Source organism: Enterococcus sp. DIV1767 (assembly GCF_050542585.1).
Taxonomy (GTDB): domain Bacteria; phylum Bacillota; class Bacilli; order Lactobacillales; family Enterococcaceae; genus Enterococcus_D; species Enterococcus_D innesii.
Window position 1 is genome coordinate 1,984,628 of sequence record NZ_CP172936.1, and the last position, 13,962, is coordinate 1,998,589.

Annotated in this window: 14 protein-coding genes; 3 read left to right on the plus strand and 11 right to left on the minus strand. The window is 42.3% G+C overall.

All coding sequences use genetic code 11. From position 1 onward, the window contains the following. From IGI78_RS09545 to IGI78_RS09560, 4 genes are all read right to left on the minus strand, one after another. Entirely contained in the window at positions 1–960 is a 960-nt protein-coding gene (locus IGI78_RS09545; RefSeq protein WP_369907672.1) for a PhoH family protein, read from the minus strand. Between the two features lie 184 nt (positions 961–1,144). Beyond that, entirely contained in the window at positions 1,145–1,594 is a 450-nt protein-coding gene (locus IGI78_RS09550; RefSeq protein WP_430617969.1) for a GatB/YqeY domain-containing protein, read from the minus strand. Between the two features lie 33 nt (positions 1,595–1,627). Then, entirely contained in the window at positions 1,628–1,804 is a 177-nt protein-coding gene (rpsU, locus tag IGI78_RS09555; RefSeq protein WP_002356740.1) for a 30S ribosomal protein S21, read from the minus strand. 160 nt (positions 1,805–1,964) lie between these two features. Continuing rightward, a complete protein-coding gene (locus IGI78_RS09560) occupies positions 1,965–2,396 on the minus strand; it encodes a Fur family transcriptional regulator (protein ID WP_005225833.1) in 432 nt (143 codons plus the stop codon). A 95-nt stretch (positions 2,397–2,491) separates the two neighbouring features. On the opposite strand from IGI78_RS09560, the gene IGI78_RS09565 reads away from it, so the two are divergent. Then, positions 2,492–3,379, plus strand: coding sequence for a pyruvate, water dikinase regulatory protein (locus IGI78_RS09565; protein WP_010748043.1), 888 nt, complete (start codon positions 2,492–2,494; stop codon positions 3,377–3,379). Positions 3,380–3,457: 78 nt separating this feature from the next. Here IGI78_RS09565 and thrB read toward each other — a convergent pair whose 3' ends face one another. The 6 genes from thrB to trxB all read right to left on the minus strand — a co-directional run bounded on the left by thrB (position 3,458) and on the right by trxB (position 10,096). Then, positions 3,458–4,327 carry a homoserine kinase gene (gene thrB, locus IGI78_RS09570; RefSeq protein ID WP_195265034.1) on the minus strand — a complete coding sequence of 290 codons (870 nt, stop codon included), beginning with the start codon at positions 4,325–4,327 and terminating at the stop codon, positions 3,458–3,460. Next, complete coding sequence (thrC, locus tag IGI78_RS09575; RefSeq protein WP_086292206.1) at positions 4,324–5,382, minus strand: threonine synthase; 1,059 nt, start codon at positions 5,380–5,382, stop codon at positions 4,324–4,326. The genes thrB and thrC overlap by 4 nt, the downstream gene beginning before the upstream one ends. A gap of 2 nt (positions 5,383–5,384) precedes the next feature. Beyond that, positions 5,385–6,635, minus strand: a complete 1,251-nt coding sequence (locus tag IGI78_RS09580; RefSeq protein ID WP_195265032.1) for a homoserine dehydrogenase — start codon at positions 6,633–6,635, stop codon at positions 5,385–5,387. Positions 6,636–6,751: 116 nt separating this feature from the next. Then, entirely contained in the window at positions 6,752–7,045 is a 294-nt protein-coding gene (locus tag IGI78_RS09585) for an ArsR/SmtB family transcription factor (RefSeq protein ID WP_005225828.1), read from the minus strand. 243 nt (positions 7,046–7,288) lie between these two features. Continuing rightward, positions 7,289–9,016: a phospho-sugar mutase gene (locus IGI78_RS09590; RefSeq protein WP_077454293.1), complete on the minus strand. Its 1,728-nt coding sequence runs from the start codon at positions 9,014–9,016 to the stop codon at positions 7,289–7,291. A 147-nt stretch (positions 9,017–9,163) separates the two neighbouring features. After that, on the minus strand, positions 9,164–10,096 hold the full coding sequence (trxB, locus tag IGI78_RS09595; protein ID WP_077454294.1) for a thioredoxin-disulfide reductase: 933 nt from the start codon (positions 10,094–10,096) through the stop codon (positions 9,164–9,166). A gap of 185 nt (positions 10,097–10,281) precedes the next feature. On the opposite strand from trxB, the gene IGI78_RS09600 reads away from it, so the two are divergent. Both IGI78_RS09600 and IGI78_RS09605 read left to right on the plus strand, forming a co-directional pair. Next, entirely contained in the window at positions 10,282–11,667 is a 1,386-nt protein-coding gene (locus IGI78_RS09600) for an MATE family efflux transporter (RefSeq protein ID WP_140964900.1), read from the plus strand. 154 nt (positions 11,668–11,821) lie between these two features. After that, positions 11,822–12,292, plus strand: a complete 471-nt coding sequence (locus tag IGI78_RS09605; protein WP_195265030.1) for a glutathione peroxidase — start codon at positions 11,822–11,824, stop codon at positions 12,290–12,292. A 232-nt stretch (positions 12,293–12,524) separates the two neighbouring features. Here IGI78_RS09605 and IGI78_RS09610 read toward each other — a convergent pair whose 3' ends face one another. Beyond that, on the minus strand, positions 12,525–13,958 hold the full coding sequence (locus IGI78_RS09610) for a 6-phospho-beta-glucosidase (protein ID WP_008378424.1): 1,434 nt from the start codon (positions 13,956–13,958) through the stop codon (positions 12,525–12,527). Between the last annotated feature and the right edge of the window lie 4 nt (positions 13,959–13,962).

Sequence of the window (13,962 nt, forward strand, 5' to 3'; positions counted from 1 at the left end):
TCAGCGCTTGTCTTTAAGATCTGCTTCTTCATAAGCTCGAATGATTTCGGCCACAACTGGGTGCCGTACCACATCTCCTGCTTCAAAATTAGCAAAAGCAATTTTGGGGATCTCTTGCAACGTTCGCTCCGCATGGATCAAACCGCTTAAAGTTCCCTTTGGCAAGTCGATCTGACTCGTATCGCCATTGACGATCATTTTGGAGTTGAATCCTAAACGTGTCAGAAACATTTTCATTTGAGCGATCGTCGTGTTTTGAGCTTCATCTAAAATTACAAAGGCATCTTCTAACGTGCGCCCTCGCATATATGCTAATGGAGCGATCTCTATGACGCCACGTTCCATTAAACGATTCGTATGATCCATCCCGAAAATTTGATACAACGCATCATAAACGGGTCGTAAGTAAGGATCGACTTTTTCTTTCAAGTCTCCCGGTAGGAAACCAAGGTTTTCTCCTGCTTCCACAGCGGGCCGTGTCAAAATGATCTTTTGCACTTGGCCTTTCTTTAAAGCAGCGATCGCCATGACAACGGCTAAAAAGGTTTTTCCTGTTCCAGCTGGTCCGACACCAAAGACCACATCATGTTTGCGAACAGCTTCGATATATTTCTTTTGACCGGCATTTTTCGCCCGAATCGGTTTACCATTACGGTCCTTGATGATTTCTTCATCATACATATCTTTGAAATAATCAAGACTGCCTTTGTTTACCATATTCAACGCTGTGATCACATCAGGGGTACTGATATTGATACCTCGTTTGATCAACTCTTGCAACGCTCGAATCACAGATTGTGCTTTTTCTGCTGCATCCGCTTCGCCGACGATTTGGATTAGCTCACCACGAGTGTGAATGACCGTCCCTGTCGAGTCTTCAATAATTTTAATGTTTTTATCGTGAGCACCTAATAGCAAACGAACATCATCGTTTTCACTAAGTGTTATCTCGATCGTCATAGTTTTGTCTGTCAAATATGTTACAGCTCCTTTTTTGGCGTTCTTATTAATAATAACATAAGATGGAAAAAAGAAAAATTACTTATAAAGCCCAAAGGTAGTTTCCTTTTGTCCTTATGCTTTTTTTAAGTTTTCGAAATCAGAAAAAAGCCGCAAGCATGTCATCCATACTTGCGGCGTGAGCTTACATTTGATCCAATAATTCTTTAACGATTGCATTGACTTGATTGCCGCCTGCTTTGCCTGTGACTTGCGGCATTACAGCACCCATCACTTTTCCAAATTCTTTGGAAGAAGAAGCACCAGTCTTTTCAATCGCTCCAGCAACGATTTGGCGGATTTCCGCTTCATCAAGTTGCGCTGGTAAATATTTTTCAACAACTGCAATTTCAACTTTGACTTTCTCGGCTAAATCTTTTCGGTCAGCTTTCTCAAACTCATTTAAAGAGTCCCGACGTTGCTTCATCTCACGAGATAAAACAGTCAACTCTTCTTCTTCATTCAAGTCAGTACCTTTTTTGATCTGCTCATTTTGAATTGATGCTTTCAACATGCGGATCACCTGCAAGGTTTCCTTGTCTTTGGCTTTCATCGCTGTCTTCATGTCATCATTCAGTGTACTTAGTAGTGTCACACTACCAGCTCCAATTCTCAAAACAGTAGAAAATTAGAATTTTTTGCGTTTTCTAGCTGCTTCAGATTTTTTCTTACGCTTTACGCTAGGTTTTTCGTAAAATTCACGTTTACGAGATTCCTGTAAAGTACCCGCTTTTGACACGGAACGTTTGAAGCGACGAAGAGCATCGTCAAGTGATTCGTTTTTGCGAACGACTGTTTTTGACATGTAAATTCCCTCCCTCCGAGCTTAAAAAGTAACCGTAGTTGTTATTGAAATAAAATCCCAAAAAACACGACTGTCCTTTAAAAATTATAGCTAACCCCTGAAAAAGTGTCAAGGCATTCTGGTAAAAAAGTCTTCGATACTGTCAAGTTTGTTTGGGTTTTCATTGACATTCTTCACAACGCCCCAGAATCTCGAAGCGATGACCCTCGATCAAACAACCAGGAAGCTGTTCTTGAAAGAAGTCCATTGGACAAATATGCAGTTCTTTTGTTTTGCCGCAGACTGTACAAATGAAATGATGGTGGTGATGGTCCTCTAATTCTGCACAGCAGTTATAGCGAAACTTCATCTCACCGTTCAGCTCTGTTTCTTCTAAAATACCGATCTCAGAAAAATCGTGCAAATTCCGGTAGATCGTATCATAACTCAAACCAGGATACTTTTCCGACATGTATTCATGAATTTCTTTTGCTGGTAAATAGCGATTGCGTTTGACTAAATAGGTGATGATCGCTTCTCTTTTTTTGGTGTATTTAAAGCCATTTTCTTTCAATGTTGTCATGGCATGCTCAATAAGTGTTTGATTTTTCATCGTAGGCCCTCCTGATAAATCAAAATCATTCCGATTCTATCGATCTTAAGTATGGTATAATGAAATCAATAAAAAAGCAAGAGAGGATTTTTCTTATGAAGCCAACTGAACCTGAACAACCAGACTTGCAAGAAAAATTGCAAACCAGTGCCGCAGTGACGATGTTCGTGTTGTCGGACTCTGCCGGCGAAACGGCATCGAAGCTTGCACAAGCGACAATGGCCCAATACCCCAGCGTCGAATTCAACCTTTTTAGACGCACCTTCATCCACACAAAAGAGCATTTGATCAAAGCATTATCAGATGCAAAAAAACACAATGCCATTATTCTTCATACCTTGATCAAAGAAGAACTCGTAGATTTGACCAATCATTTTTGTGAAGAAGCGGATCTCTATCATTTTGATGTACTGACACCGCCTGTGAGTGAAGTTGAACGCCGCACTGGGGTGGCACCGTCACGAGAACCCGGCGCTTTGCACCACTTGAATGAAAATTATTTTAAACGCATCAAAGCCATGGAGTTTGCTGTGATGTATGATGACGGAAAAGACCCCCGAGGCTTTTTAGAGGCGGATGTCGTTTTATTGGGTGTTTCTCGGACCTCAAAAACGCCTTTGAGTCTATTTTTAGCGAACAAAAACTTAAAAGTCGCTAATTTGCCTTTGGTTCCGCAAGCCCACATACCAAAACAGCTCTGGGAAATCGATCCGAAAAAAATCGTTGGGTTAACAAACGATCCGAATGTATTAAACAGTATCCGCAAAGAACGGATGCGCTCCTACGGCTTGAACCCCGATTCTGCGTATTCCGATATCGAAAAAATCAAAGCGGAGCTGACGTTTGCCAATGATCTTTATGAGAAATTAGGTTGTGTCGTGATCAATGTCGCTTCTCTTTCCATCGAAGAAACCGCCTCAATGATTTTAAATGCATTAAACTTAGAAGATCATAGCTATTACACCTCAGAGACGAAAGATTAACCACTATTAAGCAATAAAAAACGATGAGCGGACTCAGTCTGCTCATCGTTTTTGGTATATTTTTCATTTTAAAGCTCTTTAGAAAACTTGTAGCCCTTCACGATCGATTTGCAATTGTTCGATATACGCATTACTTTCCAGCGCATGCAAAAGTTTTGAGATACGTTCTGCCTTGTCTTCTGGGACGATTGCTAAGACAGTGGGACCTGCGCCACTCAAGAAACAGCCATAACCGCCTTCTTCTTCACAAATCTGGCGAATGGTCGACAAGTGTGGAACAAGTTTCTCACGATAGGCTTCATGAAAACGATCTTGCTGCATCAATTTCCCTGCAAGAGGCAGATTGCCATTGATGACTGCTGCGATCATAACATTGGCGATCGCACTGGCTTCGACTGCTTGCTCGTGAGAAAGTGTCTGGGGCAAGACTTGGCGACTTGCTTCCGTCAACAACTCATCGTGAGGGATATAGGCGATGATCTCACATTCAGGAAAATGATGTTTGACTAAATACGTATGCTTGTGCTGATGATCATAGGCAGCAATCGTAAAATCTCCATAGATCGCTGGTCCGACGTTGTCAGGATGCCCTTCAATGGCGGTTGCGATCTCAAGTTTTTGTGCTGCACTCAGATTCATATGCGCCATGCGGTTGGCTAGTTCAATCCCAGCAACAATAACAGAAGAACTGCTGCCTAAGCCTCGTGCCAATGGAATATCTGAGCTCATACGAATCTTCAATGGTTTCATGTCTGGTGCTAATTTCAAAGCCACACGCAAAAGTAAATTGGTTTCATCGGTTGGAATCTCTGAGCCTAACTCATGGATGATTTCCCACGTATCGTTTTCTTTTAAAACTTCAATGAACAAATACTTTGACAGGGCAATCCCGCAGGAATCAAAACCAGGCCCTAAATTCGCACTGGTTGCAGGAACGCGGATCTTCATAGATTGGCAACTCCTTCACGAAGATGCTGACGCATTTCTTCTAAATCACTCATTTTATTGATGGTTACTTCGGTTGCTTTAATTGCTGTATCCGGATCTTTCAGACCATTTCCAGTAAAGACAGCAACGACAGTTTCACCTGATTTGATTTTTCCTGCTTTCACGTGCTGGATAACGCCGGCAAGTGATGCGGCTGAACCTGGTTCAATAAATACACCATCTTGCGCAGCGATTTTACGGTAAGCATTCAAAATTTCCTCATCGGTTACTGCATCAATATGTCCTTTTGATTCATCACGAGCGGCTTCTGCCAACTGCCAGCTGGCCGGATTGCCGATCCGAATCGCTGTAGCGATCGTTTCTGGCTGTTCGATGACTTCACCACGGACGATGGCAGCAGCACCTTCAGCTTCAAACCCATGCATTCTTGGCAACGTGGTGCCTTTTTTCTCATGCCATTCTTTGAACCCTTTCCAATATGCCGAGATATTTCCTGCATTACCGACAGGAATCGCAAGAACATCTGGCGCTTGTCCTAATTGTTCGCATACTTCAAAGGCAGCTGTTTTTTGTCCTTCTAAACGATAAGGATTGACTGAGTTTACTAGCGCCACGGCTTCCGTTTCTGCAATATCCCGGACCGCTTTTAACGCTTCATCAAAGTTTCCTGGAATCGAAATGATATCGGCTCCATAAACGATTGCTTGCGCCAATTTTCCCATAGCGATCTTGCCATCTGGAATTACAACGTAGGCTTTGATACCCGCTCTGGTGGCATAAGCTGCTGCTGCCGCACTAGTATTTCCTGTCGAGGCACAGACGATTGCTTTAGCGCCTTCTTCCACCGCTTTTGCCACCGCCATCACCATACCGCGGTCTTTAAATGAGCCTGTTGGATTCAGCCCTTCGTATTTTCCATACAATTGGATCCCTAATTCCTTGGAAAGGCTTGGTAAGGGAATCAACGGCGTGTTACCTTCTGCCAGTGACAATGCTGGGGTATTTTCATTAACTGGGAGATATTCTTTGTATTGATGCAATAATCCTTGATACATGTTTATTCCTCCATCACTTTCATTATTTGAATGCTTTGTGCATCGGTATAAGTTGCGAGTTTTTCTGCTAGCTTATTTTCGCTCATTGAATTGGTGATTCCAACGATTCGTTGGTCTGCTTCGTTGAACACCGTTTGCTCAAACGCAAACCATTCTGGAAGAGCGTTCGCTTTGATCTCTTGACTTGAAAACGACACATAATGCCGGCTGGGAACTTCTCGGACAGCAGCTAATGCTGTTTCTTTTTCAAAGGTTAGAAATGGTTCCACGATCCCATAGCTTTTATTTTTTGCTAGCACGGTTAAATCCGCAACCACGCTGGTGGCCGTCGGTCGCGATCCTGCTCCTGGTCCATAAACCATTGATTGATCAATGCCTTCGCTCTCGATAAAAATACCATTAAACTCGTTTTGGATCGTCGCTAACGCATGGTTTTTCGGTACTAATACAGGTCCGACTGACACAGTAAGGGAACCGTCAACTGTCTTTTGAGCTGCGCCGATCAACTTCACTTCATAACCAAAGGCTTGCGCCTGCTTAATATCTGCCACAGCTAATCCGCGGATGCCTTTCGTTGCAACATCATCAATGCTGATCGTTTTCCCAAAGGCAAATTTCGTCAAAATCACCATTTTGTAAGCAGCATCAATGCCATCGATATCATTGGTAGGATCTGATTCCGCAAAGCCTTTTGCTTGAGCTTGCGACAAAGCATCTTCATAGGTCATGCCATCTTCTGTCATTTTCGTCAACATGTAATTGGTCGTCCCATTGACGATACCAAAAATTCCTGTGATGGTATCAGGTAGATAGTGGGTGCTCAATGTGCGCAAAATCGGAATGCCGCCACCCACACTGGCTTCATAATAAAGAGAAACACCGGCTTTTTCAGCAATTGCCAGCAGTTCAGGTCCATGGGTGGCAATCAAATCTTTATTTGCCGTCACAACATGCTTTTTATTTTCTAAAGCAGCTGAAATAAACGCTTTTGCCGGATCGATCTTCCCGATCAATTCCACAATTACGTCGATGGTCTCATCTTCAAACAACTCATTTGCCTCATTCGTCAAAGCAAACCCATACTTAGCCGCCAACTCAGACTTGTCCTCATAAGGCGATGCTAGTGCTTTCGTGATTTGCACATTGACTCCTGTCCGTGCCAGAATGGCTTCTTTTTGTTCCGCCAGCACTTGACAGACTCCACTGCCGACAACACCCATTCCTAATAATCCAATGTTTAATCGCTTACCCATAATGCCCCCTAACTGAAAACGTTATTAAAAACCGTTCATCTAATTTTAATATTTCCACTAGCATACCAAAAACAATAAGAAAAAACTAGGACTTTTGAGAAATTCTCGCCCTAGTTTTAACGGTGATGGATATGTTCAAATGTTTTTTGCAAAATATCCACAACATGTTTGTCATCGAGACTATAAAGAATCGTTTTTCCTTGTCTCTCTGACTTTACGATCCGATTATCTTTCAAAAGTTTCAACTGATGAGAAACTGCTGATTGTTCCATATGTACTTGTTCCGCAATCGAAGTGACGTTGCGTTCACCTTCTTGAAGGGACAACAAAATTTTTAGTCTGGTGGGATCACTAAGCATCTTAAAAATCTGTGTTACTTGCTGAATTTCCTCTAATTTCGGCGTAGTCATCGCGCCACATCCTCTCTTATTTCCTTTTGCATTTTAGCCCTTGGTTGACGGCTTGTCAATCCACCTTTGATGAGCAAGGGAAAGAAAATAGATAAAAGACACGAATAGATCCAAGTGTCAGAAAATTTCTTCTCGAAGCTTTGATTCCTCAACAGCGGGGTGCTGAGGCATCGAAGCTTCGTTTCTACCACTCGGATCATTCAGTCAGTTGCAATTTCTTGGTATTGGAGACATCAGGTAGTTTTATTCCCCAGTGATCTCTTCGATGGCTGCTTGCAGATCAGCAATTTTTTGTTCTGCCTCATCTGCCGATTCGCCTTTCACACCAATATAAAACTTGATTTTGGGTTCAGTTCCAGAAGGACGCACAGCAATCCAGCTTTCATCTTCTAATGTGTATTTCAAAACATCAGAAGGCGGTGTCGTCATTTTTTGCAGGTGTCCATCTAAGCCCACACGAGTCAACAGTTTAAAGTCTTCTGTTTGAACGACAGGAGTTCCTGCGAAAACAGAAGGAGCTTTTTCACGGAAAGTCTTCATCAAGGCAGCAATCTTAGTTGCCCCCTCCATACCGCTCATCGTTACTGAAATGGTTTTTTCTGCGTAATAACCATATTCTTCAAAAATATCTTGCAGACCATCATAAAGGGTTTTGTCTGATTGTTTGTAAAAAGCCGCCACTTCTGCTAATAAAACGAGCGCTTGGATCGCGTCCTTGTCCCGTACAAATGGTTTCACTAAGTAACCATAACTTTCTTCAAAACCAAACATGAAGGTTTGCGAATGATCTTTTTCAAATTGTTGGATTTTTTCGGCGATGAACTTAAAGCCGGTCAAAACATTGATCATATCCACATTGTAAGATTTGGCGATCGCTGTTGGCAATTCACTAGAAACGATCGATTTTAAGACTGCTGCATTTTCAGGCAAGGTTCCTGCTGTTTTATGAGCTTCTAGAATATAACGGATCATCAATGCGCCTAATTGGTTTCCAGTCAACACTTGGTAATTGCCATCTGGCATTCTTACTGCAGCCCCCAAGCGATCGGCATCTGGGTCCGTGGCGATCAATAGGTCCGCTCCTTCTTTTTCTCCTAAAGCAATCGCATATTCAAAGGCAGAGTGCTCTTCTGGATTCGGTGATTTTACTGTACTGAAATTTGGATCAGCAACCGCTTGAGAAGGTTCAATAATGAATTGTTGGAAACCAGCTTGTTTCAACGCTTTCTCTCCAAGCATCCGCCCTGTTCCGTGAAGTGGTGTATAGACAAGTTTCAAATCTTTGCCCACCGTATCGATCAATTCTTGATCGATCGTGACTTCTTTGATCTCTTTCAGATAGGCAGTGTCGATCTCTTCGCCAATAATAGAGATCAAGCCGCTGTTTTTGGCTTCTTCTTCACTTAATACCGGGATCTCCAATGGATTTTCAATTTCCCGAACGAATTTGGTCAATGCATCCGCATCTGCAGGTGGCATTTGCCCACCATCTTCCCCATATACTTTGTAGCCATTGTATTCGGCTGGATTGTGAGAAGCAGTGATCATGATTCCGGTGAAAGTTTTTAGGTAACGCACAGCAAAAGATAATTCTGGCGTCGGACGTAAGCTTTCAAAGACGAAGGCTGGAATATCATGTTTTGCCAATGTTTTCGCTGCTTCCATCGCAAACTCAGGTGAAAAATGACGGGAATCATAGGCGATCGCTACGCCACGACGTCTTGTTTCAGGATCTTGTGTATCCATAAAGCGAGCCAATCCTTCGGTTGCTTGACGAATCGTATAAATGTTCATCCGGTTGATCCCAGGCCCTAAAATACCTCGCATACCGGCAGTCCCAAATTCCAAAGGCATATAAAAAGCGTCTTCTAGCATCGCAGGATCTGCTTCTAATGCGGTCAATTGTTCTTTTAATTGTGGATCTAAGTGTTCACTGTTTTTCCATTGATTAAATGTTTGTTCCCATGCCATAAAATAACCTCTCCTTTTTCCGTTAAAATGCTCTAAAATTAGTATAACACTACTTACAGATTTCTCAAAGAATAACCAAACGAAAAATAAAAACAGCTGCTATCAAAAGTGATTGACACTTTAAAAATAACAGCTGATTCCATTAGGTTATTTCGTTAATTGAGCATCTTTTTGCGTTTCAATAAAATCAAACACTTGTTGACCAGCAATACTGCCATCGCCGACTGCCGTCGTGATTTGACGCAAGCCTTTTTCACGAACATCGCCAACCGCGTAAACACCAGGAATTGAAGTTTCCATCTGATCATTGGTTAAGATCCAGCCAGCATCATTCGTGATACCGCTGGCTTTGAATGGCTCTGTCAACGGATCTAAACCAACATAGATAAAGACACCGCCAGCAGCTTCTTCTGTCACTTCATCCGTTTTTACGTTTCTAATTTGCACGCCAGTTACGACCATCTCATTGCCTTTGATTTCTTCCACAACAGAATCCCAAATAAAAGAGATTTTCTCGTTGGCAAATGCGCGGTCTTGGATGATTTTTTGTGCTCGTAATTCGTCACGACGGTGAACGATCGTTACTTCAGAAGCAAATTGTGTTAAGTAGATAGCTTCTTCGACTGCCGAGTCGCCTCCACCAACAACAATCAAGCGTTTGTTACGGAAAAAGGCACCGTCACAAACCGCACAGTATGAAACACCGCGTCCAGCAAATTCTTCTTCGCCTTTGACGCCTAACTTTCTATGTACACACCCTGTGGCAATAATGACTGTTTTTCCTTGATAAGTTTTGTCTTCGGTCACAACTTCTTTAAACTCACCTTGGTCAGTGATGTTTTGAACGATTCCATAAGCATTTTCAACACCAAATTTTATGGCACCTTCATACATCTTGAATGCTAGTTCAGGGCCTAAGATAGACTCGTATCCTGGGTAGTTTTCAACTTCAGCCGTATTATTCATTTGACCGCCAGGTGCACCTCGTTCAATCATTAGTACTGATAAATTCGATCTTGACGCATAAAGCGCTGCTGTCATCCCCGCAGGGCCTGCGCCGATGATAATTACATCATACATATATTTCCCTCCAATTTGGACTACCCATACTTTACTTTCAAAAGCAAATTCTTTCAACTCATCTGCTTACAAAAAATAATAAGATATTCCTGCTTTTACTTTTGAAAATTACATTGACTTTCTTTTCAATTTTTGTAAAATTTTCACGATACGTCTATTATATAGAAAATAAGGAGTCCTTACAATTGAATAAGAAAAAACTTTTAGGAAAATCAGATCGCGAACTGCTTTTCCTCAGCTGGCCGATTTTTGTTGAGTTATTTTTGCGGGTCGTTATTGGGAATATCAACGTTTGGATGATTTCTCATTACTCCGAGCCAGCAGTAGCGGCTGTCAGTGCCGCCAATCAACTGTTAAATTTAACGGTCTTTATTTACGGTTTCATAACCGTGGGTACTCAGATCATTATCGCCCAATTAATTGGTGCAAAAAAACGGGACCAGATCCCGAAAGTCATCAATACCGCTCTTTTTGGCTCATTATTCATTGGAATTTTAATCAGCTTAATGTTCCTTTTTGGCTCAACCTATCTCTTGCGTTTCATGGGACTGGATGCTGAATTAGTTGCCCTCGGGCATGGGTACTTACAAGTATATGGCGGAAGTCTGTTTCTTTCCTCGATCACGGCGGTCATAATTGCTGTCATGCGTAGCCACAGTTTCACAAAACCTGCGTTATTGGTACCGATGTTTGCTAGTATTCTAGCCGTGATTGGGAATTATTTTGTCTTATACAGCCCCTTCGGATTGCCGAATTTCGGTGTGACTGGATTGGCATTTTCTAGCGTCTTTGGTAATTCGATCGGTTTAGTAATTGCCGCAGTACTACTGAAGAAGCACGTGAATTTTTCTGTTTTGTCTGCCCGTTTTTCGAACGTCTCTTGGGGTGTGATGAAAAACATTTTGACTTACGGATTGCCTTCTTCTGGCGAATCTCTTTCCTATCAAGGTGCGCAAGTCGTGGTGACGATGATTGTGGCTCAACTTGGTGCAAGTGTCTTGATTGCAAAATCTTACGTAACAGCTATCACCCAATTTGTTTATTTGATTGCCTCCGCATTGAGTCAAGGGAATCAAATCATGATTGGCCGCAATGTCGGTGCTGGAGAATTCGATCGCGCGCATCAGCGAGGCATGCGCACGATGGTGATCGGGATCATTGCCTCAGTGACGATCTGTCTATTGACTTACTTGTTTATTGAGCCAATCATGGGAATCTTTACCTCCAACGCGGAAGTGATCGAGATTGCTAAAGGTGTCTTTTTGGTAGAGATCGTCTTAGAAACAGCTCGTGCAGTCAATATGATCCTTGTGGGTTCCTTGAATGCAAGTGGCGACGTGAAGTTCCCATTGATCTGCAGTCTGGTTGTTCTATGGGTCATCAGCTTACCGTTTTCTTACTCATTGGCCATCGTCTTTAAATTCGGTTTGATCGGCGTTTGGATCGCTTATGCCATTGACGAAGCACTCCGTAGTATCTTAATGATCTATCGCTGGCATTCTGGTGTCTGGAAAACCAAAGCTGTCGTTCATCCCCAAGAAGCCGAACCAGAAGTCTTACCAGAAGCATAATTAAAGTCCAGCGGTCTCGGTGACTGCTGGACTTTTTTGTTTTCCATAAAAAAATAAGATACGCCAAGAAGTTTGCTTGGTTTTTTTGAAGACTTTGCTCTATACTTGTCTCAGAAGCTATCGACTATGATTTACATTAAAAGGAGCGTTTGCTATGTCAATCTATGACTACCAAGCAACATTAGAAAACGGCGAAACGTATTCGCTAGCAAAATACGAAGGTCAACCGCTAGTGATCGTCAATACAGCTACGAAGTGCGGTTTGAGCCCGCAGTTCAAAGAATTACAAGGTCTTTATGAAACCTATAAAGACCAAGGGTTGGTCGTTTTAGGATTTCCTTCTGACCAGTTCAAACAAGAAGTCGGTTCAGCCGAAGAAGCCGCAGCCGCTTGCCGAACCACCTATGGTGTTGATTTTCCGATGCACAAGTTAACGGTGATCAATGGCAAAGACTCGGATCCCTTGTTTCGCTATTTGGAAGAAGAAGCACCGGGCACGCTAGGCAAAGCCATTAAATGGAATTTCACGAAATTTTTGGTGGATCGCCAAGGCAGAGTCGTTGAGCGTTTTGCTCCACAAACCAATCCTCAAAAAATGATTCCTGAAATTGAAAAAGTTCTTTAAAAAATTGATAAAGGCGACCTTAAGGGCAAAATATGTCATCCTTAAGGTCGCCTTTTTGTAATTGCTGCAACGCAAACATTTTACAACACTCTCATTGTCGGTTATCAAAAATATTTGAGCCTCCATTTCTTCTTAAAGAAGCCATTCATTACAAAAGTTTTTAAAAAGACTTTAAAAAACTGCCGTTGATCTCCTTAGATTTCTCTAAGAGATCAACGGCAGCTTCTTTTGATTAGTTATTCGACAAATCTTCACCGTTTGAAGCAATCACTTGTTTGTACCAATCAAATGATTTTTTCTTTGTTCGTTTCAAGGTGCCGTTTCCTTCATTGTCACGGTCCACATAAATGAAACCATAGCGTTTTTTCATTTCACCGGTTCCAGCTGAAACTAAATCGATACAACCCCATGTGGTGTAGCCCAATAGATCGACACCATCTTGTTCAACCGCATCTTTCATTGCTTGAATATGCTCTGCCAAATATTGGATTCGATAGTCATCTTCCACATAACCATCTGCATCCGGTGTATCGACAGCTCCTAAGCCGTTTTCAACGATGAACAATGGTTTTTGGTAGCGATCATAAATGTCATTCATCGTGATCCGCAAACCAAGTGGATCAATTTGCCACCCCCACTCACTAGCTTCCAAGTATGGGTTTTTCACAGAGGCAAAAATATTGCCAGCCGTTTGTTCTAACAATTCAGCGTCCGTTGTTGATACGCGGGAAGAATAGTAAGAGAAAGAAATAAAGTCAACGGTATGAGCTTTCAACAGCTCAAGGTCACCTTCTTCCATTTTGATTTCGATCCCATTGCGTTCCATTTCTTTCAGCGCATATTGTGGATATTCCCCACGTGATTGAACATCAATAAAGAAATAGTTTTCGCGATCTGCTTTGCGAGATTCCCAGACATCTTCTGGTTTGCTTGTATATGGATAGTATGCGCCAGCAGCTAACATGCAACCTACTTTGTTCTCAGGATCGACTTCATGAGCGATTTTCGTTGCGATCGCAGAGGCCAACAGCTCATGGTGAGCCGCTTGGTATTTCACTTGCTCAACGTTATCGCCTTCTTCAAAGTACAAACCAGCTCCCATAAATGGCGCATGGAGAATCATGTTGATCTCGTTAAAGGTCAACCAGTATTTTACTAATCCTTTGTAGCGGTTGAAAATCACATTACACAAGTTTTCATAGAATCCGACTAATTCACGAGAACGCCATGCGCCGTATTTTTCAACTAAATGCATCGGACAATCAAAGTGAGTGATCGTTACTAACGGTTCGATCCCATATTTGTGGCATTCTTTGAAAAGATCTTCATAGAATTTCAAGCCGTCTTCATTTGGTTCTGTTTCATCTCCTTTAGGGAAAATCCGACTCCAAGCGATCGACAAGCGGTAGGTTTTAAAGCCCATTTCGCCAAATAATGCGATGTCTTCTTTGTAGCGATGATACATATCGATTGCTTCTTTTGCTGGGTAGAAATGTTCGTCATCAAAATCAAACATTTTCATTTGACCAGTAATCACTGGAAAACGATCTTTGCCGATCGGTACCACGTCTACGTTTGCTAAGCCGCGTCCGCCTTCTTGGTAGCCTCCTTCACATTGATTGGCAGCTGTTGCGCCGCCCCATAAAAAGTCTTTTCTAAATGCCATGTTT

What these genes read in the sequence shown, in the direction of transcription:
- thrB (WP_195265034.1), bottom strand. Translation starts at nt 4,327, where the DNA reads ATGAAGATCCGCGTTCCTGCAACCAGTGCGAATTTAGGGCCTGGTTTT.
- trxB (WP_077454294.1), bottom strand. Translation starts at nt 10,096, where the DNA reads ATGTATGATGTAATTATCATCGGCGCAGGCCCTGCGGGGATGACAGCA.
- thrC (WP_086292206.1), bottom strand. Translation starts at nt 5,382, where the DNA reads ATGTATCAAGGATTATTGCATCAATACAAAGAATATCTCCCAGTTAAT.
- IGI78_RS09565 (WP_010748043.1), top strand. Translation starts at nt 2,492, where the DNA reads ATGAAGCCAACTGAACCTGAACAACCAGACTTGCAAGAAAAATTGCAA.
- IGI78_RS09590 (WP_077454293.1), bottom strand. Translation starts at nt 9,016, where the DNA reads ATGGCATGGGAACAAACATTTAATCAATGGAAAAACAGTGAACACTTA.
- IGI78_RS09545 (WP_369907672.1), bottom strand. Translation starts at nt 960, where the DNA reads ATGACGATCGAGATAACACTTAGTGAAAACGATGATGTTCGTTTGCTA.
- IGI78_RS09580 (WP_195265032.1), bottom strand. Translation starts at nt 6,635, where the DNA reads ATGGGTAAGCGATTAAACATTGGATTATTAGGAATGGGTGTTGTCGGC.
- rpsU (WP_002356740.1), bottom strand. Translation starts at nt 1,804, where the DNA reads ATGTCAAAAACAGTCGTTCGCAAAAACGAATCACTTGACGATGCTCTT.
- IGI78_RS09610 (WP_008378424.1), bottom strand. Translation starts at nt 13,958, where the DNA reads ATGGCATTTAGAAAAGACTTTTTATGGGGCGGCGCAACAGCTGCCAAT.
- IGI78_RS09605 (WP_195265030.1), top strand. Translation starts at nt 11,822, where the DNA reads ATGTCAATCTATGACTACCAAGCAACATTAGAAAACGGCGAAACGTAT.
- IGI78_RS09585 (WP_005225828.1), bottom strand. Translation starts at nt 7,045, where the DNA reads ATGACTACGCCGAAATTAGAGGAAATTCAGCAAGTAACACAGATTTTT.
- IGI78_RS09560 (WP_005225833.1), bottom strand. Translation starts at nt 2,396, where the DNA reads ATGAAAAATCAAACACTTATTGAGCATGCCATGACAACATTGAAAGAA.